Source organism: Amycolatopsis sp. NPDC057786, assembly GCF_042797905.1.
In the GTDB taxonomy this organism is placed as follows: domain Bacteria; phylum Actinomycetota; class Actinomycetes; order Mycobacteriales; family Pseudonocardiaceae; genus Amycolatopsis.
In genome coordinates this window covers 1-22,256 of record NZ_JBHVKW010000106.1, presented here as the reverse complement: position 1 = coordinate 22,256, position 22,256 = coordinate 1, and the positions used below count along the sequence as shown (strand labels likewise).

Below are 22,256 nucleotides of genomic sequence, written 5' to 3'. Positions count from 1 at the left end.
GCTACCCGATCGCGTAACTCGCGTGCTTAGAGGCGTAACTCGCGTGATTGAAGGCGTAACTCACGAGATCAGGAGAGTTCGCGCAGGGCCATCGCGAGGCCGGCGAGCTTGTCGGTCGCGTCGGACAGCTGTTCCTTGGACGACGTCATGCCGTCCGAGCTCGCGGCGACGGTGTGCCCGGCGGCCGCGACGAGACCGCCGTAGCCGTCGAGACCGTCGTCGAGCTGCTCGCGCAGTTGTTTGACGGCGGCGTCGAGGGCACCGCGTTCCCGCTCGGGCGCGGCGTCGCGTCCGCGTTCGATGGCCTGGATCCGGCCGGCCAGCCCGCGCAGCGCCTGCGCGGCCTCCGCGGCGGTGGTGCGAGCGTCCGCGACGGCGATCTCCGAGACCGGCATGGTGCCGAGCGACGTCGGCTGCGAAAGCTGGCGAAGGAGCTCCGCCAGCGAAGCCTCGCTTTCGGCGAGGCGCTCCATCGGCTCACGCGCGACGGACCGTGCCGGGGGCAGCGGCGGCGGGGCAGCGGGAGCGGCGGGCAGCACAGTGCGGTTCAGCGTGCGCAGCCGCAGCCCCGACTTGACCCCGAAGGTGCCGAAGATGACGGCGAACGCGCCGCCCGCGACGGCCTGGAGGATGTCGGCTTGGCCGTCCTTCAACAGGCCGGTGCCCGCGACGACGGCGAACAGTCCACAAAGGAAAGTGAGCAGGATCCAGAACGTCAGCGCCCGCGAAGTCCGGCGCTTGCGGCGCTCCAGTTTGGCGGCGGGTTCGTTCCAGCGGGCCCATTTGGCCTTCGCGTCGGCGACGACCGGGATCTGGCCCGCGGCCATCGACGTCAGCTGCTGCGAGATCTTCGGCATGGCGGGCATCGGCGGCATCTGCGGGCGCGGCTTGGGCGGCGCCGGCTGAGCGGGCCGCGAAGAACCCTGCTCGGAGGGCGGAATGTAGCGCTGCAGCTTCTCCTGCGCGCGCTGGGCGTAGTCGGGCAGCTTTTCGATGTGCTTCTCAAGCTTGGCGGTGAACTCCCCGAAGTCCTTGCGCCTGCCCTGGCCCATTGCCCTCTCCCCTGTCCTCAGGTGAGACCGGTCCCGCACCCGCGTGGGTGCGGGACCGGCTCTAGGTGGTGTGTCAGGCGGGGTTCTTGCCCTGTTCGGCCTGAACCCGTGCCTGGATCTCACGCTGGATGTCCGCGGAGCTCGCGGACTTCGGCGCCGCGGCGGCGGTCTTGCCGTCGGTCACCTGAGCGACGGAGTCGCCCTTCATGGACGCGCGGATCTGCTCCAGCCGCGAGTGCCCCGCGAGCTGCGTGGTGGAGGCCTGGACCTCCATCATGCGGCCCTGGACGGAGTTCTGTGCGAGTTCGGCCGAGCCCAGCGCGGTGGTGTAGCGCTTCTCGATCTTGTCGCGAACGTCTTCCAGCGACGGGGTGTTGCCCGGCGCGGCCAGCTGGCTCATCTGGTTCAGCGAAGCGGAGACCTGCTCCTGCATCTTCGCCTGCTCCAGCTGAGAGAGCAGCTTGGTGCGCTCGGCCAGCTTCTGCTGCAGCATGGTCGCGTTGCGCTCGACGGCCTTCTTCGCCTGCTCCGCAGCCTGAAGCGACTGGTCGTGCAGGGTCTTGAGGTCCTCGATGCTCTGCTCGGCGGTGACGAGCTGCGCGGCGAAGCTCTCCGCCGCGTTCTCGAACTCGGTCGCCTTCTGCTCGTCGCCCTTGGCACGCGCCTCGTCGGCGAGCACCAGCGCCTGGCGGGTCGAAGCCTGGAGCTTCTCCACGTCGCCCAGCTGGCGGTTCAGCTTCATCTCCAGCTGACGCTGGTTACCGATCACCGAGGCGGCCTGCTGGGTCAGCGCCTGGTGGTTGCGCTGCGCCTCCTCGATGGCCTGCTGGATCTGTACCTTCGGGTCGGCGTGCTCGTCGATCTTCGACGAGAACGCCGCCATCATGTACTTCCAGAACTTCACGAACGGGTTGGCCATCTCCTCCGCCTGCCTTCTCGCATCCCACGGGCTGTTACCTCGAGGTGGGGCGTCCCCTCTGTGATGTTGCAACGTCCCGACCCCGGCGTTGAGTTCCATCGTGTCAGGTCGGCGTCCCGCGTTCCAGGCGACCCCGACGGAATTCAGGGATACCCCTGACTGTGATGTCCGCGACCTTTCGGGTTCACCGTCCGGTGACGGTGGGTGAAAACGGCCCGCGTCAGCGGCGCAGCGCGGTCTCCTGGTCCATCCGTGACAACTTTTCGGGGTTCCGCACCGCGTAGAGACCGGTGATGAGGCCGTCCTCCACCCGCAGCGCGACGACGGTGTCGACCTCGTCACCGAGCCGGAGGATCAGCGCGGGATGCCCGTTGACCTGGGCCGTCCGCATCGTCGCCGCGTCGTCCCGCACCGGACGGCTCGCGGCCAGCAGCGGCGCGACCAGCGCGGCGCCGATCACGGGCTCCAGCAGGGCCTGCGCCACTCCGCCGCCGTCGCCGAGGAAGACGACGTCCGGCGACAGGACGTCCAGCAGTCCTTGCAGGTCACCGGTCCGGACCGCGCGGTGGAACGCGTCGAGCACGCCCTTGGTCTCGCCGGGCGACGCCACACCACGGGGCCTCCGCGCGGCGACGTGCGCCCGCGCCCGGTGGGCGATCTGGTGGACCGCGGCCGGGGTCTTGCCGACGGCTTCGGCGATCTCGGCGTAGGGCACGTCGAACACCTCGCGCAGCACGAACACCGCGCGTTCGGTCGGGGTGAGGGTCTCGAGCACCAGCAGCATGGCCATCGAGACGCTGTCGGCCAGTTCGACGTCGTCGGCCACGTCGGGGCTGGTCAGGAGGGGTTCGGGCAGCCAGGGACCGACATAGGACTCCTTGCGCCTGCCGAGCGTGCGGAGCCTGCCGAGCGCCTGCCGGGTGGTGATGCGGACCAGGTACGCCCGAGGGTTCTCCACGGTGCCGAGGTCGACCCCGGACCAGCGAAGCCACGTCTCCTGGAGGACGTCTTCGGCGTCGGCGGCCGAGCCGAGCATCTCGTAGGCGACGGTGAACAGCAGGTTCCGGTGGGCGACGAACGCCTCCGTGGCGGTGTCGGACATGGACGGCTCCTGTTCTCGGCGACGGGTGTCCCCACCAGACGCCGCGTCCTCCCGGTTTCTGACACGTCGACGCCGTGGCGCACGTCACGTTCCGGTGCTGTCAGCGGCGCCGGGCCGCCGGCATCTGGTGGTCGTCCGGTTCAGCAGACGACCACGAAAGAGGACGAGATCATGGATTCCCGTTTCGATCTGAACGGCAACGAGCTCGGCGCCAAGCTCGGCAAGCGCTTCGCCAACGTCAGTGTGGCCATCAAGGGGTCGACGCTGCCGAAGGTCACCCAGGAGCTGGTGTCGCTGCGGGCCAGCCAGCTCAACGGCTGCGGGTTCTGCGTCGACGCCCACGCCAAGGATCTGGCGGCCGCCGGCGAACCCGCGGTCCGCGTCAACCTGGTCGCCGCCTGGCGCGAGTCCACGGTGTTCACCGAGGCCGAGCAGGCCGCGCTGGCACTCGCCGAGGAAGGCAGCAGGCTCGCCGACGCGCACCAGGGTGTCTCCGACGAGACCTGGGCCAGGGTGCGGAAGCACTACGACGACGACCAGATCGCCGCGCTGGTCTACCTGGTCGCGATGATCAACGCCGCCAACCGGCTGCTCGTCATCACGCGTACCAAGGGCGGCTCCTACCGGCCGGGCACGTTCGACAACGCCGCGAGCTGACGGGAAAGGCCCCAGGCGGACTGCCTGGGGCCTCTTCCGTGCACGACCTTTGCTAGGCGGCGACCATCTTCGGTGCGGAGATCGTCGTCCGCAGTGCGGGACTCATCCGCGGCGGCGGCGAGATCCGCAGATCGGCCAGGTCGTTGCCGATCAGCTCGGAGACCAGACGGCCGCCTTCGAGGCCCGCTTCGGCGCCTTCCCGCTCCGAAGCGCGCCGCTTGCCCGCTTCGACCTTCTCGTCCACCGGGGCGACCTCGACGTTGTCCATCGCCGAGACGTCCGCCGCGACCTTGTGCAGGAGTTCGCCCAGCGGAAGGTCCAGGGCCTCGCAAATGGACGCCAGCAGTTCGCTGGACGCCTCCTTCTGCCCGCGCTCGACCTCGGACAGGTAACCGAGGCTCACCCTGGCGGCGCGGGAGATGTCCCGCAGCGTTCGACGCTGGTTCGTGCGGGCGTGTCGGAGCCGGTCGCCGATCGCCTCGCGCAACAGCACGGTCATCACGCGCCTCCCTTCCAGGACTGACTACCCCCTACGTTACCCAGAGCGGTGCCCTGGGCGCAGGTGTTGACACGGCAATACGCCAAGGGCGAACGCGGCGATCATGCGAGATGTTCCCCCAGCAGGGCGAACGCGCCCGAGACCGCGCCCGCCCTGACCGAGGCTCGATCACCGCTCAAGTCCAGTGTGCGGACGGTGAGCACCCCTGGGCCCGCGAGGCCGACGTGGACGGTGCCCGGCGCGACGCCGTCCTGCCCGTCCGGACCCGCGACGCCGGTCAGGCCGAGTCCCCAGGTGGCGCCGCATCGCTCCCGCGCGCCGGCGGCCAACTGCGCCGCGACCTCGGGATGCACGGCGCCGTGCGCGGCGAGGAGGTCTTCGTCGACCCCGGCCAGCTTCGCCTTGAGGTCGGTGGCGTAGACCACCAGTCCACCCCGGACGGCGGCACTCGAACCGGGGACCTCGGTCAGCGTCGCGCAAACGAGCCCGGCGGTCAGCGACTCGGCCGTCGCCACCGTCTCCCCGCGCTCGATCAGGTGAGTGATCAAGGTCTCAGACTTCATGCGCCCGCGGCACGCTTCCCGGTAGCGCGCAGCCGCACCGCTCGCACGACGTAGTCGAGCCCGGTCACGACCGTCAGCACGAGCGCCAGTCCCATCAGCACCCAGCGCACCGGCTCCGCGGCCTCGGGCAGGGGCAGCAGGTACGCGGTGATGGCCGCGATCTGGGCGAGCGTCTTGGCCTTGCCGCCCCGGCTGGCCGGGATGACGCCGTGCCGGATCACCCAGAACCGCAGCAGGGTCACGCCGATCTCGCGGACCGCGATGACGATGGTGACCCACCAGCCCAGTTCGCCGAGCACGCTCAGCCCGACCAGCGCGGCGCCGATCAGCGCCTTGTCCGCGATCGGGTCGGCGATCTTGCCGAAGTCGGTGATCAGCCCGTACTTGCGCGCGACCCAGCCGTCGACCTGGTCGGTGAAGGACGCGATCGCGAACAGCGCGGTGGCGATCGCGCGCCAGAAGGTGTCCGCCCCGTCGCCGGTGAACAGCGCCAGCACGAACAGCGGCACCAGCACCAGCCGCGACATCGTGAGCAGGTTCGCCAGGTTCAGCGTCGGGACAGGGGTGGCGTCGGGAACCCGGGCGTGCTCACCGCCCGCCCCCTCACCGGCCCCGGCGTCGCTGGGGGCGGCATTCACCGGTCGGCCTCGAGCGGTGCGGGCCGCACGATCAGGTCGACGCCCTCGGAGTCGACGACCTCGCAGCGCACGAAGTCGCCCACCGCCAGCGGAGGCAGGTCTTCGGTCTCGATCAGGACGCACTCGCCGTCGACCTCGGGGGCCTGGTGCGCGGCGCGGCCGATCGGGTCCTCGCCGTCCTCGGCCTGCTCGATCAGGACGTCGACGAAGTCGCCGATCCGGTCCTCGGCCCGCTGAGAGGTCAGCTCCTCGACCAGCGCGGAGATACGCGCGACCCGCTCGGCCACCACGGACTCGTCGAGTTTGCCGTCGAAGGTCTCGGCCTCGGTGCCGTCCTCGTCCGAGTACCCGAAGACACCCACCGCGTCCAGCCGCGCGCCGTTCAGGAAGCGCTCCAGCTCGGCGAGGTCCTCTTCGGTCTCGCCGGGGAAGCCGACGATGACGTTGGTGCGGATGCCGGCGTTGGGCGAGTGCTCCCGGATCTGGTCGCACAGCGCGAGGAAGGAGTCCGTGGAGCCGAAGCGGCGCATGCGGCGCAGCACGGTCTCGCTGGAGTGCTGGAAGGAGAGATCGAAGTAGTCGGCGACGCCCGGCGTGGTCGCGATGGCCTTGACCAGGCCGGGACGGGTCTCGGCGGGCTGCAGGTACGAGACGCGGACGCGCTCGATGCCGGGCACCGCGGCCAGGCGCGGGACCAGCAGCTCCAGCGCGCGGGCGCCGTCACGGCCGAAGTCCTTGCCGTAGGAGGTGGAGTTCTCCGAGACGAGGAAGACCTCCTTGACGCCGTTCTCCGCGAGCCACATCGCCTCGGCGACGATCTCGTCCGGCTGCCGCGACACGAAGGAACCGCGGAAGGACGGGATCGCGCAGAACGAGCAGCGACGGTCACAGCCGGACGCGATCTTCAGCGCGGCCACCGGGGAGGTGTCGAGCCTCGTCCGCAGCACGCGCGGGCCCCAGCCGTGCTGCGCGTGCCCCGGCACCTCGACCGACTCGGCGGCCGTCGGACGCTGGACCGGGCTGATCGGCAGCAGCTTGCGGCGGTCGGACGGGGTGTGGGACTCGACCTTGCGGCCCGCCACGACGTCGTCGAGCCGCTCCGCGAGGTCGGCGTAGTGGTCGAAACCGAGGACCGCGTCGGCCTCGGGCAGGCTCTCGGCCAGCTCGTTGCCGTAGCGCTCGGCCATGCAGCCGACGGCGACGACCTTCTTGCCGGTGTCGGACGCCGCGAGCAGCGTGTCGACGGAGTCCTTCTTGGCGGACTCGACGAAGCCGCAGGTGTTGACGACCACGACGTCGGAGTCCTCGGGCTCGGCGGCGAGCTCCCAGCCGCCCGCCGCCAGCCGTCCGGCGAGTTCCTCGGAATCGACCTCGTTGCGGGCGCAACCGAGGGTCAACAGGGAAACGCGACGGGTGGCGACAGGGTCAGTGGTGGGAGAAGGCACGTGCCTTAGGGTAGCTGGCCTGCTCGCGGGGTCGGCGATCGCTCGCTCGGGCGAGCCCTCGACCGGCCCGTGCGCCCGGGATGGCTTAATGGTGGACGTGCCCTCAGACCCCCTCCTTCACCGCCGCCCCACCGTCCGCCGGGCGCGGATCGCGGACGTCCGCAAGATCAAGGCGCTGGTCGATTCCGACGCCGGGACGGTGCTGCTGGAGAAGGAACTCGTCACCCTCTACGAGAGCGTCCAGGAGTTCTGGGTGGTCGAAGACGGTGACGACGTGCTCGGCTGCGGCGCGCTGCACGTGCTGTGGGAGGACATCGCCGAGCTGCGCACCATCGCCGTCGACAAGGCCTCCCGTGGTCGCGGCATCGGGCACGCGCTGGTGGCGCAGCTGATCGACTTCGCCCGCGAGATCGGGTTGAAGCGGCTGTTCGTGCTGACCTTCGAGACCCACTTCTTCGCCGGGCACGGGTTCGTGGAGATCGACGGCACCCCGGTGACCCAGGAGGTCTACGAGGAGATGCGGCGTTCGGCCGACCCGGGTGTCGCGGAGTTCCTGGACCTGCCGTACGTGAAGCCGAATACCTTGGGCAACAGCCGGATGCTGCTGGAGCTTTAGCTGAAGGACGCTTTCCCCGCATCGCACCCGCTGAAGGACGCTTTCCCCACATCGCACACGCTGAAGGACGCTTTCACCACATCGCACACGCTGAAGGACGCTTTCACCACTCAACTGTCCCCGAGGGCCCCACGCCCAGAGTCCCCAATGCGAAATTGGGGACACCAGACCAGCGGGCACCCACATGGGAACCTGACGAAGGGGCCCTTTCAGCCCTTCTTCGCGTGGCGCGCGACTCGCACCCGGTTGCCGCACAGCGACGGCGTGCACCACACCCGCCTGCTGTTGGCCGCCACGAACAGCATCGAACAGTCGTGTGCGCCGCATAGCCGCAGTTGAGCGGCACGCGGCCCGGAAACGAGATCGATCGCCGCGACCGCCACGGCGGCCAACGCGATCTCGCCGCCGTCCTCGCCATGCCAGGACGTCTTCGCTCCCTCGGCGGTCAGCCGCGGGCTGGTCGGAACGGCGGCCGCGGCCGCGTTGACCCACTCGACCGCCCACGCCTCGGGCTCCCGCGCGGCCACGACCGCCTCGAATACCTCACGCACCGCTGAACGCAGCCGCTTCGTCTGCTCGACGGACGGCGGCCGGGCGCCTTCGGGCAAAGCTTGGGTCGCCCAGAACTTCGCGTGACCGTCGTCGAGCAGGTCGATCGGCGGGGAGACGGCCAGCATCACGGTGTCGGCGAGGTTCACCGCGAGATCGTCACCGGGAAGCGAGTCGAGATCGAGCATGCCTTGACACTATCAGGTACTAATGGTTCGAGACAGTTTTACCCATTAGGGAGTATCCATGGCCGCCATCCGGCACCGATCGGTCAAACTCGGCGACGTCGAGGTCTTCTATCGCGAAGCAGGCGACCCCGAAGCACCCGTGCTGCTCCTGCTGCACGGCTTCCCGACGTCTTCACACCAGTTCGCGCGGCTGATGCGCCGTCTCGGCGGCCGGTGGCGGCTCATCGCGCCGGACCTGCCCGGATTCGGGCAGACGGTCACGCCCGAGGGCTTCACGTTCACCTTCGACCGGCTCGCGGAAGTGGTCGGTGACTTCGTGGACGCGCTGGAACTGCGCCGCTACGCGCTCTACGTCTTCGATTTCGGCGCCCCGACCGGCCTGCGGCTGGCCGTCTCGCGCCCGTCGCAGATCACGGCGCTGATCACGCAGAACGGCAACGCCTACGTCGAAGGGCTCGGCCCGGCTATGCCGGACTTCGCTTCCCTGACGGACGAAACCGCGGCGCGGCGCGCGTTCGAGGAGATCCTCGAACCGGAGCAGATCCGGTTCCAGTACAGCGGCGCCCGCGATCCGGAGACCATCGATCCCGCGAACCACCTGCTGGACCAGTACTTCCTCGGCCTGCCCGGCCGGGCGGAGGCGATGCTGGACCTGTTGTGGGACTACCGGAACAACCCGCCCGCGTACCCGCGATTCCAGGCCTGGCTGCGCGAAGCCCAGCCGCCCGTACTCGCCGTGTGGGGACGCAACGACCCGTTCTTCGTCCCTGCGGGCGCCGAAGCGTTCCGGAATGATGTTCCCTCGGCGGAGGTTCACCTCTTCGACACCGGGCATTTCGCACTGGAAGAGGACCTGGAACCGATCAGCGAACTGATCGACCGCTTCCTCGCTGAACATCTCTGAAAGGCGGCTCATGGACACCTCGGTCACCGACCACCTGCTCAGCACGACGCGCGCGGTGCGCCGCAAGCTCGACCTGGACCGGCCGGTGGAACCCGAGGTGCTCGAAGAGTGCCTGCGGCTCGCGTTGCAGGCGCCCACGCCGGGCAACCAGCAGGCGTGGCGATGGATCGTGGTGCGGGATCAGGGCGTGAAGGACGGGCTGTCCGAGCTGTTCCGGCGGGTCGGGAAGGCATATCTGGAGACGAACGCGGCGGCGCTGGGCGAAGCGATCACCGAGCCTTCGGTGGCGCGGGCGTTCGCGTCGGGGCAGCACCTGATCGACGTGATCGACCGAGTGCCCGTGTTCGTCATCCCGTGCCTGACCGGCAGGCCCAGCGGTGACAACGCCGCCGACGCCGCGTTCTACGGCGGGATCTTCCCGGCGGTGTGGAACTTCCAGCTGGCGCTGCGGTCGCGCGGCCTCGGCTCGACGCTCACGACGTACCACCTGACCCACGAGGCGGAGGCGGCCGAAATCCTCGGCATCCCCGCCGATGTCACGCAGGTCGGGCTGTTGCCGGTCGCCTACACGACGGTGCCGGACTTCAAACCCGCGGCGCGGGTGCCGGTGTCGGAAGTCGCGTATCTCGACGGCTGGGGCAACGCGCTTTAAGCCTTGGACACCCGCAGGGTGACCTGGTCGCCCCCCGAACTCACGGCGACCAGGTCCACCCGGCAGGCGGCGAACTCGACGGACTGCCTGCCACCACGTCCGGTGGAGGCGACCTCCGCCGTCGTCCGCTCTCCACGTCCCGGTTCGGCCAGGGTCAGTTCGATCACGGCCTCCCCTTCCCAGACGCAGACCATTCCCTCGGGGCAGCGGGAATCGGACACCAGGCGAGCGAAGCGGATGCTGACGTCCTTCGACGCGACCTCGGCCGTTTCACCTGCCTTGAGATCGACGGTCTCCCCCAGCTCGACGGCCCCTTGAACAGGCCGCTGTACCGGCGCGGGCTGGACCACCGCGGGCCGGCTCACGGCGGGTTCTTCGCGCGCGGCGGAGCTACCGGCTCCGCACGCGAGGCCGATCAGGGCGCAGAGGACGACGAGCAGCTTCTTGGGGTCCACGTGTTCTGGACGTAGCGGAGGCTCCGGTCCGTTGCACCAGTCCTCGAAAAGCGTCGTGAGACCAGAGTTCTTGCCCGCACGAAGTACATGAAGGCCCCCTTCCTTGCGTCTAGCGCACTGAAGGGGGCCTTCATGTACTTCGGGGAGGGGCCTTCACGCGCGACCGCTGCGACTGCTGATACCTGTGGGGCGAACGTGGCGATTGCCGAGTCCGTGCCTGAGAACCGACCACGAGGGGTTCGGTTCAGTCGTCGGAGACGTCGCCGCCGTTCGCGTCCCCGCCGCCGCGGATCATGAACAGCACCGACTCCAGCTCCTCCGGCTTGATCAGCACGTCCCGCGCCTTCGAGCCCTCCGAAGGCCCGACGACGCCGCGGCTTTCCAGCAGGTCCATCAGGCGTCCGGCCTTGGCGAAGCCGACCCGCAGCTTCCGCTGCAGCATCGACGTCGAGCCGAACTGCGAGGTGACGATCAGCTCGGCGGCCTGCAGCAGGACGTCGAGGTCGTCGCCGATGTCGGAGTCGATTTCCTTCTTCTCGCCTGCCTTCGCGGCCGTGACGCCGTCCTGGTAGTCCGGCTGCGCCTGCTCCTTGGCGAAGTTCACCACCGCGGAGATCTCTTCGTCGCCGACGAAGGCGCCCTGGATGCGGACCGGTTTCCCGGCCCCCATCGGCAGGTACAGCGCGTCACCCATACCGATGAGCTTCTCCGCGCCCGGCTGGTCGAGGATGACCCGCGAGTCGGTGAGCGACGAGGTCGCGAACGCCAGCCGCGACGGCACGTTGGTCTTGATCAGGCCGGTCACGACGTCGACAGACGGGCGCTGGGTCGCCAGCACCAGGTGGATACCGGCGGCACGCGCCTTCTGGGTGATCCGGACGATCGCGTCCTCGACGTCGCGCGGGGCGGTCATCATCAGGTCGGCGAGCTCGTCGACGATCGCCATGATGTACGGGTACGGCTGGTAGACGCGCTCGCTGCCGGGCGGCGCGGTGATCTCGCCCGAGCGCACCTTCTTGTTGTAGTCGTCGATATGCCGGACCTTGTTGACCTGCATGTCCTGATAGCGCTGCTCCATCTCCTCCACCAGCCAGGCCAGCGCCGCGGCGGCCTTCTTCGGCTGGGTGATGATGGGCGTGATCAGGTGCGGGATGCCCTCGTACGGGGTCAGCTCGACCATCTTCGGGTCGATCAGGATCATCCGGCACTCATCCGGCGTCGACCGCGCGAGCAGCGACACCAGCATCGAGTTCACGAAGCTCGACTTACCGGAACCGGTGGACCCCGCCACCAGCAGGTGCGGCATCTTCGTCAGGTTCGCGGTGACGAAGTGGCCCTCGATGTCCTTGCCGAGCCCGATGACCATCGGATGGTTGTCCTTGACCGTCGACGGCGCGCGCAGCACGTCGCCGAGGCGCACCATCTCGCGGTCGGAGTTCGGCACCTCGATCCCGACCGCGGACTTGCCGGGGATCGGCGCCAGCAGCCGGACGTTGTCGGTCGCCACCGCGTAGGCGATGTTCTTGGTCAGCGCGGTGATCTTCTCGACCTTCACACCGGGACCGAGTTCGACCTCGTACCGGGTGACCGTCGGACCCCGCGTGAAGCCGGTGACCTGCGCGTCGACGTTGAACTGCTCCAGCACGCCGGTGATCGCCTCGATCATGGCGTCGTTGGCCTTGCTGCGGGACTTCGGCGCGTCGCCGAGCTTCAGCAGGTCCGGCGGCGGGAGCTTGTAGTCGCCCTCGACGGTCCTCGTGACCGCCAGCGGAGCCTCGGCCTTCTTCGGCTTCTTCTCTTCGACGACGGGCTTGGGCGCGGGCTTCGGCGGCCGCAGCGGCGTCGGCGTTTCGGCCAGCGCGGCCTCGATGTCGAGCTGCTCGCCCTCGTGGTCGGCCGAAGCCTGGCGGCGTCGCGACGGCTTCCGCAGGCGGACCGACTTCGGGTCGGCTTCGGTGACGGCGTCGCGTTCCTCGTGGATGGCCTTGCGCTCGGCCTCGGCCTCTTCGATCTCTTCGGGGTCGAGACCCCAGTTCCGCAGGCGGTGCGGGATCTCCCGGACCGGGGTCCCGGTGAACACGAGCGTGCCGAACAGCAGCGCCAGCACCAGCAGCGGTACCGCGACCCACGTGGTGACGCCCATCGTCAGCAGGCCGCCGGAGAACGCGCCGATCACCCCGCCGGCGTACATCCGGCCGTCGTTGGTCTCGGGCAGCGCGGTGAAGATGTGCAGCAGGCCGAGCACGGACAGGATCACCAGCAGGGTGCCGATGACCATCCGCGGCCGGGCCTCCGGCATCGGTTCCGAGCGCATCAGCGCGACGGCGACCACGGTCAGCACCAGCGGGAGCGTCACGGCTCCGGCGCCGAGCAGCGAGCGCGTGCCGACCTCCACCCAGCCGCCGATCGGGCCCGCGGCCCGCCACCAGACGCCGAACGCGATCACCAGCGCCAGCGCGATGAGACCGAGCGCGAGACCGTCACGACGGTGCTCGGGTTCGAGTTCGCGGCCGCGGCCGACCGTCCGCGCCAGGGTGCCGAGGCCCTTCGCGAGCAGGTTCCAGGTGCCGCGCACGCCCTTCGCGAACGTGCCGGACGACTTCTTCCGCGGCGCCGGACGCCGTGGAGCGGGCTTCCTCGCAGCCGTTGACCTGGGCTTCGCCGGGGTACGCGGCTTTCGCGCCGGCCCCTTGCTGCCGCCGCTTCGCGCCGTACTCCGTTTCCTGGTCGTCGACCCGCTAGCCATGTCTCCACGGTAACCGCCTCGACCCTCCAGCCCCGGCTGCCACTCGGAGCACATCCGGAACATTCGTCTCAGGTCACAGCTTGAGCGGCCATCCGGGTGAAAACCGGGCCATGACATGCTCTGCCCCATGTTCGCGCTGCATCAGGATGAGAATTCGGCTCGCCGCGCCCCGGCAATCTGGCGCACGATGCTGAACATCGACCGGGGGCTGGTCAACTTCGTCGGCAAACTCACCGTGACCGGCGGTGTCCCGGCCGAACTGCGCCGCAAACCCTTGCTCATGACGGCCAACCACATCGGCGTCTTCGACGCGTTCGTGCTGATGGCCGCCTGCAAGCGGATCGGCATCAACCCGCGGTTCATGCTGGCGGGCGGCATCCTCGACGCGCCGGTCATCGGCCCGGCGCTGCGGGCCAGCGGCCACCTGCGGGTCGACCGCAAACAGGCGTCGACCGCCGTCGGCCAGTTCGCCGAAGCCACCGAAGCCCTGCGGACCACCCGAGACCCGCTGATCGTCTATCCCGAGGGCCGGATCAGCCACGACCCCGGCCTGTGGCCGGAGCGGGGCAAGACCGGCGCGGCGCGGCTCGCGCTGGCCGCCGGGGTGCCGGTGATCCCGATCAGCCAGTGGGGCGCGCACGAGGCCGTCTATTGGGGGACGGAGACCGTCAATGGCCCCGCCGACCTGGTGCCGCTCGCGAAGTCCGGGCTGAGCGCGCCCATGCGGCGCCCGCGGTTCAAGGTGCACTTCGGCGATCCGGTGGATCTCTCGGAGGTCGAGCCGGAGCGGCCGGGCGCCGGGGTCCGCGCGCACGCCAAGATCATGCAGGCGATCACCGACGGCCTGGTCCCGCTGCGCCGCGACGAACTGGACAAGCCGCGCTTCCACGACCCGACGCGGCCGACGGACACCGTCAGCCCCTGGAAGAAGTACTGAGTCCGGATCCTGAGACGGGTGTTCTCGCTCGCCTAAGGTCGGCGGACGTGAGCACCCGCATCCTCGTCGTCTACTACAGCGCGACCGGAAACACCGCGAAACTGGCGTCGGCGCTGGCCGACGGTGCCCGCGAGGCCGAAGCCGAAGTCCGCGTCCGCACGGTTCCCGAAACCGCTCCGCCCGCCGCGGTGGCGAGCAATCCGCGCTGGCAGGCGTGGGTGGACGCGGGGCCGCACCACGAGACGGCGACGCTGGGAGACCTGGAGTGGGCCGACGGGTTCGCGGCGGGGAGCCCGACCAGGTTCGGCGGCCCAGCCGCCCAGCTGAAGTCCTTTTTGGACAGTACCGGTGGCCTGTGGGCCAAGGGAAAGCTGGCGAACAAGGTCGCGACGTCGTTCACCACCGCCTCCACCGCGCACGGCGGGCTCGAAGCGACCGTGCTGGCGACGAACAACGTCTTCTACCACTGGGGCGCCATCGTCCTGCCGCTCGGCTACACCGATCCGCGGCTGCTCGAATCGGGCAATCCGTACGGCGGCTCGTTCGTCTCACGCAAGTCCGCCGAACCCGACGATCTCGCCCTGGACGCCCTCCGTCTCCAGGGGCGGCGCCTCGCCACCGTTTCGCGCTACATCGCCGACGGACTTTTCAAGGACGGGTGAAGGGAACCGCGCGTCCGTCTCCCGCGTCGTAGTGTGGTCACACAGCGTCACGCTACGGGGAGGAAGCGGGATGACCGGCGGGTACGAGGTGGCCTTGGCGGCGATCGGCGCGGCGTCGAGCGCGGCGAAACGGGCTTCGGAAGACGTCGGGAAGGTGAACCTCGCGGCCACGCTCACCGATGTCGCGCCGGGGTTGCCGGGTGGCGTATCCGGTGAAGCGGCCCGTCTCCTCGCGGACGCCTGGGGCCGCGCGGTGCCCGGCTGGGCCGAGAACACCGCGGACTACTCCGCACGGCTCGACGCGGCGGCCGCCCGCTACCGCTCGAACGAGCTGGCGGCCTCACGGGAACTCCCCGTCTGATGCTCACCTGGGGAGACGTGCGCCGGTGGGATCCCGCCGCGATCGGCCGGGTCGCCGACGCGCTCAACGACGGCTGCACGAAGATCATCGCCGCGAACGACGACGTCGAGGCCATGGCCCGCTTCACGGGTTGGACCGGCGACGCGGCCACCGCCGCCGCGACGCGGGGTGCGTCGCTGACCTCCACCCTGGAGCGGCTCGTCGCCGAGGCGTCCGCGGTCCGGCGAGGCGCTCATGAAGTGCAGATCGCGCTGGACCGGATCGTCGCGTTCGTGCGGGAGACCGACGAACTGGCCCACCGGAACGGTTTGACCATCGGCGCCGGTGGCGAGATTTCCGTCGGCGTTCCGCAGCCTGACCAGGCTCGCGTGAAGGCGGAACTGGCCGACAGGGTCGAACAGGGCCTGCGCCGCGCGGCCGACGTCGACGCCGATTTCGCCGAGATCCTGCGGCGGGCCCTTCGCGGCGAGATCACCGAACAGGGTGGCGGCACGCTCGCCCAGGCTGCGGACGCCGGAGCCGCGCAGAGCGGCCTGTCGATCATCGGCCCACCGGAGAACGGCACCCCCGGCGAAAACAAGGCTTGGTGGGCGAGCCTGTCGGATACAGCGAAAGTCGCTCTGCTGCAAGGTAACCCGGGGCTCGTCGGCAATCTCGACGGTATCCCGGCGGCCGACCGCGACGCCGCCAACCGCGCCGTCCTCGCCAGTGAGATCGCGCGCCTTCAAGGCGATCCCAAACTCAAGGGTCTGGAGGCCATCCAACAGCGGCTGGACCGGTCGGATCCGCAAGCGTTCCTGCTGGGACTGGACACCAGCGGCGACGGGAAGGCGATCGTTTCCGCGGGGAACCCCGACACCGCGGCGAACGTGGCGACCTACGTGCCAGGGACGGGATCGGAGTTGTCGAAAATCGGCGGCGATCTCAACCGGTCCGACAAGATGTGGGCCGCGGCGACCACGTCGGGCTCGCCCTCGACGGCCGTGATCACCTGGCTCGGCTACGACGCGCCGAACGAGCTCACCGACGCCGCGAGCGACAAGTACGCCGACGGCGGCAAGGCGGCCCTCGCGCAGTTCCAAGACGGGCTGCGGGAAACCCACCAGGGACCGGCCTCGCACAACACGGTGCTGGGGCACAGCTACGGCACCACAGTCGTCGGGCACGCGGCCGGTGACGGCGGCCTCGCCGCGGACGAACTCGTCTTCGTGGCGAGCCCCGGCGTCGGCGCGCACGACGTGAGCGAACTGCATCTCGACGGGGTGAATCAGGACGAGATCGGCAAGCACGTGCACGCGACGGTGGCCGAACACGACATGATCAACCTGGCGAACGTCGAGATCGCCGGCTACGACCCGATCCTCGGCCAGGACCCGACCGACGCGGACTTCGGCGGGCAGGTGTTCACCTCCGCGCCGGGCACGGACGGGTGGGGCGGGTACAGCACGGAGGCACACAGCGAATACTGGGAAGACAACAACCCGTCGTTGAACAATCTCGGCCAGATCATCGCCGGGAAGCCGACGACGTGAACCGGGCCCTCACAATCATCCTCGCCTCGCTGATGTTCTCGGCGGCCTGTTCCCCTGGAGGTGGGGACGAAATGGAATCGACGATCACCGAACAGCAGGCTCGTGACAAGGTCGAGCAGTACATCCAAGGTGCGCTGTCGGCGTTGCCCGCCGACGCCGAATTGAAGCCGTTCACGCGGAATCGTTCGGAATGCACGGACCCGACCGACAAAGGACCTCTGGGGCGCTTCGAGATCTCCGCGACCTACGAGGTAGTCGGCCTGGATGCCGCGCGGTTCGCCGAACATTTCACCGCGATCACTCAATGGTGGGAATCGCACGCCTTCAAGATCCTGACCGATGCCCGGCCGACGGATCAGTATGTCTTCGCACGCAACACCGTCGATGCGTTCGACATGTCGATCAAGGCGAACGACCTCGGCAAGTTCTACGTCGGGGCGACCTCACCCTGCGTCTGGCCGAACGGCACGCCCGAACCCCAGGCCCTCGAAGCCATCGAACCCGAACAGCCGGTCGCCGCTCCACCGGCACCGGAACCGGTCCGCAAACCGCGTCGCGCTCCCGTCGACGACGAGGATTTCGCCCAGACCGACTGGACGGACGGCGGCACCTCCTTCTGAGCTCAGCCCGATCGTCGAGTCCCGTCCCGAGCCCAGCCGCTGGGAAAACGGGTCGACCCGCGGTGACCCGGCCTCTACCCTCCGGCCGTGACCGCCGAACTCGCCGCCGCCCCCGCCCCGCACGTCGCGCGTCGCGGCCGGGGCATCACGCTGATCCTGCTCGCCGCGCTCTTCTTCGGAACCTCGGGGGTGCTGGGCAAACCGGCGATGCAGGCCGGGTTGTCCCCGGAGCAGGTCGCGGCGATCCGCATCGGGCTGTCGGCGATCGTGCTGCTCGCGCTGGTCGCCGTCTTCCGGCCGAGGCTCCTCAAAGTCACGAAGAACGAGTGGCCGCTGCTGCTCGCGTACGGCTCGCTCGGTGTCGCGGGCGTCCAGCTCATGTACTTCCTGGCGGCGGGCCGGATCCCCGTCGGGATCGCGATCCTGCTCGAGTTCACCTCTCCGGTGCTGATCGCGCTGTGGGTGCGCTTCGTGCGCCGGGTGCGGCTGCCGAGGGTGATGTGGGCGGGAATCGCGCTGGCGATGACGGGGCTCATGCTGGTCGCGCAGGTCTGGGAAGGGCTCAGCCTGGACGTCCTCGGGTTGCTCGCCGGCCTGGGCGCGGCCGTCTGTTCGGCGGGCTACTTCCTCCTCGGCGAACGAGGCGTCGCGGACCGCGATCCGCTCGGGATGGTCACCTGGGGAATGACGATCGGCGCCGTGCTCGTATGCGCGGTCGCCCCGCCGTGGACGATTCCGTGGGGCGTCCTAGACACCCCGGCGTCGTTCGGGCCGTGGGAGCCGCCGGTGTGGTCGTTGCTGATCGCGCTGGTGCTGATCGCGACCGTCCTCGCCTACGCGACGGGTATGGCGGCGCTGCGCCATCTTCCGGCGTCGGTGGCGAGCGTCGTCGGGCTGGTGGAGCCGTTGATCGCCGCCACCGCGGCCTGGCTGCTGCTGGGCGAGGCCCTCAGCTGGATCCAAGCCGCCGGCGCGGTGGTGCTGCTCACCGGCGCGTACATCGTCCAGCTGAACTCGAACGTGGTCCAGACGGACTCAACCCTGCTGGAAGCCCCGTAGGTCGCTGATCTCCTGCTGCTGCGAACGCGAGGTCGTCGCGGCGAGATCGCGGGCGTCGGGGTTGCGGCCGTGCTGGGTTTCGGCGTCGGCGATGCGGACGCCCGCTTCGCGCTGGCGCAGCAACCGCGCGGCGAACTGGCGATCGAAGTCCTTTCCGGACAGTCCGGCCAGTGCCGCCATGTCACCGGGGCTGATGTACCCGTCGCGCTGGACGTGTTCGAGGTTCGGGTCGTCCGGCGCGGGCTGGCCCCACGCCTCGATGAGCCCGGACAGCCGCGCGATCTCCGGTTCGTGCGTGTCGATGATCCGCTTCGCCAGCGCCTTCAGCTGCTCGTTCGCCGCGCGGGTTTCCGCCAGGGAAGCCAGATCCACGCCCTGCTGGTGGTGCGCGAGGGCTTGCCGCGCGAACGCGACGTCGGCGTCGTTGAACGGAACGGCGGCCTGCTGCGCCACCGGTGAAGACCCGGGAGGCGCCGTCTGCGACTGGGGCGCCTCGTCCGAGCAGCCCGCGAGCGCGGCGGCCAGGGCGACGGCGGGCAGGAACCGGAGGACGGCGTGCGGCATCGAAGAGCTCCTCGGAACGCGCGGTGGAGGTGCCTAGGTTGGCAGAGTCCACATCGGCCTGTTCACCTGGGGTTGCGCAAACACTTTTCCTCGCGGTCCCGCGGTGCGACAATCCCGCGATCCACCGCCGCTCCGACAGGAGGTCACCGCGAATGGGTGCGGAAACCACGACCGGACGGGCGGGTCTGCGCCCGGATCTGCGGCAGCGCCACGTCCGGATGATCGCGCTCGGCGGCATCATCGGCGCGAGCCTGTTCATCGGCAGCGGCGCGGTGATCCACACCGTCGGCCCGGCCGCCGTCCTGTCCTACGCCGTCGGCGGCCTGATCGTCGTGCTGGTGATGCGAATGCTGGGCGAGATGGCGACGGCCGCGCCGTCGCAGGGTTCCTTCATGGAATACGCGCGGACGTCGCTCGGCGGCTGGGCGGGTTTCACCGTCGGCTGGCTGTACTTGGTACTTCTGGGTCGGCGTGGTCGCGTTCGAGGCCGTCGCCGGGGCGAAGATCCTGCAGATGTGGATTCCCGTTGTGCCGCAATGGATCTTCTCGCTCGTGCTGATGTTGCTGCTGACCGCGACCAACCTCGCGTCGGCCCGTTCGTTCGGGGAGACGGAGTTCTGGCTCGCGTCGGTCAAGATCGCCACGATCGTGGTGTTCCTCGTGGTGGGCGTCCTGTTCGTGCTCGGGGCCTGGCCCGGCGGTTCGTTCTCGGTCGGCAACATCGCGCAGGACGGTTTCCTGGCGAACGGCCCGTTCTCGGTGGTGCACGGGGTGGTGATCGTGATCTTCTCCTACTTCGGCGCGGAGATCGTCACCATCGCCGCCGCCGAATCGCGGGAGCCCGAAACGGCCGTGCGCAAGGCGACCTCGTCGATCGTCTGGCGGGTCATCGTGTTCTACGTCGGCTCCGTGACGTTGCTGGTGATGATCACCGGCTGGCGCGACATCCCGACCACGACGAGCCCGTTCGCCGCAGCGTTCGGCCGGTTCGGCATCCCCGCCGCCGAGACGGTGGTCAGCGCGGTGGTGCTGACGGCCGTGCTGTCGGTGCTGAATTCGGGGCTGTACACCGCTTCCCGCATGCTGTTCGCGTTGCGCGGCAACGGCTGGGCGCCGAAATGGATCGCCGACACGAATCGGCGCGGCGTGCCGTGGAAGGCGATCCTGGTGTCCACTTCGGTCGGTTACGTGGCCGTGGTGATGAACTTCGTGTCCCCGGACAAGATCTTCTACTTCATCATCAACTCCGCCGGCGCGGTCGCGTTGTTCGTCTACGCGATCATCGCCGGCTCACAGCTCCGGATGCGGCGGCGTCTGGAGGCCGAAGCGCCGGAACGGTTGAAACTGCGCATGTGGGGCTACCCCTGGCTGAGCTGGTCGACGCTCGGCGGGACGCTGGCCGTGGTCGCGTCGATGCTGTTCGTGGACGCGGATACGCGGGCCCAGCTGTACCTGAGCCTGATCAGCCTGGCGGTGATCCTCTGCGTCTACTTCATCCAGCGCCGGCGATCCGGCCCAGAGCACCGTAAAACACCTCTCCGATCTTCGCGGGATCACGGCTGAGGAAGGCCTGGCCACCGGCGGGCGCGACGAGCTGGCGGAGTTCGGTCTCGTCGGCCTCCGGCCCGATCCCGATGGCGACCAACGGCACCGGGCGGTCCCGGTCGCTCAGCTTTCCCAGCTCCGCCACCAGGTTCTCGCGGCTGATGCCGCCGGGATCGGTGTTGCGGCCGTCGGTCATCACGATGACGAGGTTCAGCTTCCCTCGCTCCCATTCCTCGTGCGCGAGCCGGTAGATGTCGAGGACGCTGTCGTAGAGCCCGGTCTGCCCGTCCGGCACGGCGTGGACGGCGCGCAACCGGTCGACGGCGGCCAGCTGCCGGGCGACCGGTGCCATCGGCAGGATCTCCCGGTAGTCCCGCTCACCGTCCACTTTGGTCGCGAAGGCCAGGAAACGGACCTGTGACGTCGCTTTGAACAGATGCAAAGCGTTCTCCGCGGCCTCCAGCGTGATCCGCAGCCGGGACTTGCCCGTTCCCGTGACCGGCGCGCTCATCGAACCGGACACGTCGATCAGCACCTGGACCCGGGCGCTCGCGTTCACCCCGGCCCACTGGCTGAGCGCCTTGGTGACCTCCGCGGCGTCCGGGATTTCGGCGCTGCGCTGTCCCTGCGCCTCGACGCGTTGATCGGTTTCCGTGAGCCGCAACGCTTGCCCGCCGGGGGCACGCAATTCGGACCGCGGGCCCGTCGCGGCTCCGTACAGCAGGGTGCGTTTCAGCTCCGCGACGGCCTTGCCCTGCTGCGCGGTCGCCCCCGTGACCTCGACGAACGGGTAGTCGAGTGCGGGGGCGTCCGGTGAGTACACGGCCACCAGCGCGGTCTCGCCTTCGAGAAGACCGGAGTTGTGCCGCAGCACCGCGTTCTCCGCCGTGGGGAACACCGTCGCGCCGGATGTGGTGGCGGAGAACTTCCGGAGCAAGGCCACGTACGCGGCGGCAGGATCCGAAGCGCCCTTCGTGACTTCGCGCAGTGCCAGCAGTGCGGAAACCCCGGCGGGATCGCGTCCCGGATCCGGCATTCCCGCGACGACACCGGCGCCGTCGAGTACCTCCGGCCAGGTCAGCGACTTGCGCGGCCAGCCGAGCGCCCGCGCGGCCGGCTCCGCGACCGCGAGCACCACCGGCGAACTGGCGATCGACGGACCTGACGCAGGAACACCGTCGGCTCGCCCGAGGAACAGTGTCGAGGACGGGATCCAGGCTTGGGGCTTGGGCGCGGTTCCCGACAGCTCCGCCGCCACCTGGTCAGATTCCCTGGCCTGCACGTCGATGGCGACGCAGGCGAGATCGAGGGCCTGGGCGGCCTCGGTGACCGCGGGAGAGATGTCGGGCGACGCGGCGACGACCACGCGCACGGGCTCGCAGGCGGGTTCGGACCTCGCCATCGCCACGGCGACCCAGGTGGCCGCGCCGAGCACGGCCGCCAGCAGCGGGAGCAGTATCCGTCGTCGGGTCCGGGCGGTGGCGTGGCGTCCCATCGACTCTCCCGGCATGGGGCTCGAGGAGCGTCCGAGGGTACGCCGCGAGTACCCCTAGGGGAAGGCTGCGACTTTCGGCGGAGAAAAACCCCACCGAGGCGGGAGGTGCCCCGCCTCGGGCCGCGGAACACTTGCCCGGTAAGGAAAGCACTCGAAATCGGGGGAATTCGTGATGAACCGGCCCACTCGTGCGGAACAGCGCAAAGCCCGCAACGCCCTGTTCGGTCAGGCGATCACTGTCGCCTTCGCCCTGCTGCTGGCCGCCGCCTCTCGCGCGTGAAGCCAAGGATGTCTCAGGCACCTACGTGGATCCTGACTGCGGGGTTGATGCCGGGCCCGAGTCCGTGAAGGGTCGCTGTCGTGGGGATGTCGACCGCTGCCTCTCGTGAGTGGTAAGGACGGCTTGGGTTCTAGTGGTCGTCGCAGCATCTGATGTGGAGGTGTTGTGGTGGCTGGGATACGTCGTCGTTGGTTGCCGCGGGATGTTCGGGTGGCG

The 22,256-nt window shown here is 69.5% G+C and carries 22 protein-coding genes and 1 pseudogene; 11 read left to right on the top strand and 12 right to left on the bottom strand.

What is annotated here, in order from left to right; all coding sequences use genetic code 11:
• Positions 1 to 68: 68 nt before the first annotated feature.
• The 3 genes from ACFVM3_RS35240 to ACFVM3_RS35230 all read right to left on the bottom strand — a co-directional run bounded on the left by ACFVM3_RS35240 (position 69) and on the right by ACFVM3_RS35230 (position 3,073).
• Positions 69 to 1,052 (bottom strand): hypothetical protein, encoded by a 984-nt coding sequence (locus tag ACFVM3_RS35240; protein WP_378444225.1) that lies wholly within the window; start codon positions 1,050 to 1,052, stop codon positions 69 to 71.
• A gap of 73 nt (positions 1,053 to 1,125) precedes the next feature.
• Positions 1,126 to 1,971, bottom strand: coding sequence for a PspA/IM30 family protein (locus ACFVM3_RS35235; protein ID WP_125675827.1), 846 nt, complete (start codon positions 1,969 to 1,971; stop codon positions 1,126 to 1,128).
• Between the two features lie 220 nt (positions 1,972 to 2,191).
• Positions 2,192 to 3,073: an RNA polymerase sigma-70 factor gene (locus ACFVM3_RS35230; RefSeq protein ID WP_378444224.1), complete on the bottom strand. Its 882-nt coding sequence runs from the start codon at positions 3,071 to 3,073 to the stop codon at positions 2,192 to 2,194.
• Positions 3,074 to 3,244: 171 nt separating this feature from the next.
• Here ACFVM3_RS35230 and ACFVM3_RS35225 point away from each other — a divergent pair, with 171 nt between their 5' ends.
• The gene (locus ACFVM3_RS35225; protein ID WP_378444223.1) at positions 3,245 to 3,730 is read left to right on the top strand and encodes a carboxymuconolactone decarboxylase family protein; all 486 of its coding nucleotides are present in this window, start codon (positions 3,245 to 3,247) and stop codon (positions 3,728 to 3,730) included.
• Positions 3,731 to 3,782: 52 nt separating this feature from the next.
• On the opposite strand, the gene ACFVM3_RS35220 is transcribed toward ACFVM3_RS35225, so the two are convergent.
• The 4 genes from ACFVM3_RS35220 to rimO all read right to left on the bottom strand — a co-directional run bounded on the left by ACFVM3_RS35220 (position 3,783) and on the right by rimO (position 6,875).
• Positions 3,783 to 4,229 (bottom strand): helix-turn-helix domain-containing protein, encoded by a 447-nt coding sequence (locus tag ACFVM3_RS35220; RefSeq protein WP_378444222.1) that lies wholly within the window; start codon positions 4,227 to 4,229, stop codon positions 3,783 to 3,785.
• 101 nt (positions 4,230 to 4,330) lie between these two features.
• On the bottom strand, positions 4,331 to 4,792 hold the full coding sequence (locus ACFVM3_RS35215; RefSeq protein ID WP_378444221.1) for a CinA family protein: 462 nt from the start codon (positions 4,790 to 4,792) through the stop codon (positions 4,331 to 4,333).
• Positions 4,789 to 5,430: a CDP-diacylglycerol--glycerol-3-phosphate 3-phosphatidyltransferase gene (gene pgsA, locus ACFVM3_RS35210; protein ID WP_378444220.1), complete on the bottom strand. Its 642-nt coding sequence runs from the start codon at positions 5,428 to 5,430 to the stop codon at positions 4,789 to 4,791. Before pgsA ends, ACFVM3_RS35215 begins: the two co-directional genes overlap by 4 nt.
• On the bottom strand, positions 5,427 to 6,875 hold the full coding sequence (rimO, locus tag ACFVM3_RS35205; RefSeq protein ID WP_378444219.1) for a 30S ribosomal protein S12 methylthiotransferase RimO: 1,449 nt from the start codon (positions 6,873 to 6,875) through the stop codon (positions 5,427 to 5,429). The genes pgsA and rimO overlap by 4 nt, the downstream gene beginning before the upstream one ends.
• Before the next feature lie 88 nt (positions 6,876 to 6,963).
• Here rimO and ACFVM3_RS35200 point away from each other — a divergent pair, with 88 nt between their 5' ends.
• Positions 6,964 to 7,491: an amino-acid N-acetyltransferase gene (locus tag ACFVM3_RS35200; protein ID WP_378444218.1), complete on the top strand. Its 528-nt coding sequence runs from the start codon at positions 6,964 to 6,966 to the stop codon at positions 7,489 to 7,491.
• Between the two features lie 209 nt (positions 7,492 to 7,700).
• Here ACFVM3_RS35200 and ACFVM3_RS35195 read toward each other — a convergent pair whose 3' ends face one another.
• The gene (locus tag ACFVM3_RS35195) at positions 7,701 to 8,228 is read right to left on the bottom strand and encodes a CGNR zinc finger domain-containing protein (protein WP_378444217.1); all 528 of its coding nucleotides are present in this window, start codon (positions 8,226 to 8,228) and stop codon (positions 7,701 to 7,703) included.
• A 58-nt stretch (positions 8,229 to 8,286) separates the two neighbouring features.
• Between ACFVM3_RS35195 and ACFVM3_RS35190 the strand changes: the two genes are divergently transcribed.
• Together ACFVM3_RS35190 and ACFVM3_RS35185 are read left to right on the top strand one after the other, a co-directional pair.
• A complete protein-coding gene (locus ACFVM3_RS35190; RefSeq protein ID WP_378444216.1) occupies positions 8,287 to 9,132 on the top strand; it encodes an alpha/beta fold hydrolase in 846 nt (281 codons plus the stop codon).
• A 10-nt stretch (positions 9,133 to 9,142) separates the two neighbouring features.
• Complete coding sequence (locus ACFVM3_RS35185) at positions 9,143 to 9,784, top strand: nitroreductase family protein (RefSeq protein ID WP_378444215.1); 642 nt, start codon at positions 9,143 to 9,145, stop codon at positions 9,782 to 9,784.
• Here ACFVM3_RS35185 and ACFVM3_RS35180 read toward each other — a convergent pair.
• Both ACFVM3_RS35180 and ACFVM3_RS35175 read right to left on the bottom strand, forming a co-directional pair.
• Complete coding sequence (locus ACFVM3_RS35180) at positions 9,781 to 10,239, bottom strand: hypothetical protein (RefSeq protein ID WP_378444214.1); 459 nt, start codon at positions 10,237 to 10,239, stop codon at positions 9,781 to 9,783. The genes ACFVM3_RS35185 and ACFVM3_RS35180 overlap by 4 nt on opposite strands.
• Positions 10,240 to 10,483: 244 nt before the next feature.
• Entirely contained in the window at positions 10,484 to 12,985 is a 2,502-nt protein-coding gene (locus ACFVM3_RS35175; protein WP_378444213.1) for a DNA translocase FtsK 4TM domain-containing protein, read from the bottom strand.
• A 127-nt stretch (positions 12,986 to 13,112) separates the two neighbouring features.
• Here ACFVM3_RS35175 and ACFVM3_RS35170 point away from each other — a divergent pair, with 127 nt between their 5' ends.
• From ACFVM3_RS35170 to ACFVM3_RS35145, 6 genes are all read left to right on the top strand, one after another.
• Complete coding sequence (locus tag ACFVM3_RS35170; protein ID WP_378444212.1) at positions 13,113 to 13,922, top strand: lysophospholipid acyltransferase family protein; 810 nt, start codon at positions 13,113 to 13,115, stop codon at positions 13,920 to 13,922.
• 47 nt (positions 13,923 to 13,969) lie between these two features.
• The gene (wrbA, locus tag ACFVM3_RS35165) at positions 13,970 to 14,584 is read left to right on the top strand and encodes an NAD(P)H:quinone oxidoreductase (RefSeq protein WP_378444211.1); all 615 of its coding nucleotides are present in this window, start codon (positions 13,970 to 13,972) and stop codon (positions 14,582 to 14,584) included.
• A gap of 70 nt (positions 14,585 to 14,654) precedes the next feature.
• A complete protein-coding gene (locus tag ACFVM3_RS35160; protein ID WP_378444210.1) occupies positions 14,655 to 14,945 on the top strand; it encodes a hypothetical protein in 291 nt (96 codons plus the stop codon).
• The gene (locus tag ACFVM3_RS35155; protein WP_378444209.1) at positions 14,945 to 16,477 is read left to right on the top strand and encodes an alpha/beta hydrolase; all 1,533 of its coding nucleotides are present in this window, start codon (positions 14,945 to 14,947) and stop codon (positions 16,475 to 16,477) included. The genes ACFVM3_RS35160 and ACFVM3_RS35155 overlap by 1 nt, the downstream gene beginning before the upstream one ends.
• 71 nt (positions 16,478 to 16,548) lie before the next feature.
• Positions 16,549 to 17,097, top strand: coding sequence for a hypothetical protein (locus ACFVM3_RS35150; protein ID WP_378444208.1), 549 nt, complete (start codon positions 16,549 to 16,551; stop codon positions 17,095 to 17,097).
• Positions 17,098 to 17,184: 87 nt separating this feature from the next.
• Positions 17,185 to 18,156, top strand: coding sequence for a DMT family transporter (locus tag ACFVM3_RS35145; protein ID WP_378444207.1), 972 nt, complete (start codon positions 17,185 to 17,187; stop codon positions 18,154 to 18,156).
• On the opposite strand, the gene ACFVM3_RS35140 is transcribed toward ACFVM3_RS35145, so the two are convergent.
• Positions 18,133 to 18,720: a DUF305 domain-containing protein gene (locus tag ACFVM3_RS35140; protein WP_378444206.1), complete on the bottom strand. Its 588-nt coding sequence runs from the start codon at positions 18,718 to 18,720 to the stop codon at positions 18,133 to 18,135. The genes ACFVM3_RS35145 and ACFVM3_RS35140 overlap by 24 nt on opposite strands.
• Positions 18,721 to 18,872: 152 nt before the next feature.
• On the opposite strand from ACFVM3_RS35140, the pseudogene ACFVM3_RS35135 reads away from it, so the two are divergent.
• A pseudogene (locus tag ACFVM3_RS35135) lies at positions 18,873 to 20,283 on the top strand (amino acid permease).
• Here ACFVM3_RS35135 and ACFVM3_RS35130 read toward each other — a convergent pair.
• Positions 20,213 to 21,760, bottom strand: coding sequence for a VWA domain-containing protein (locus tag ACFVM3_RS35130; RefSeq protein ID WP_378444205.1), 1,548 nt, complete (start codon positions 21,758 to 21,760; stop codon positions 20,213 to 20,215). The pseudogene ACFVM3_RS35135 and the gene ACFVM3_RS35130 overlap by 71 nt on opposite strands.
• Positions 21,761 to 22,256 lie beyond the last annotated feature (496 nt).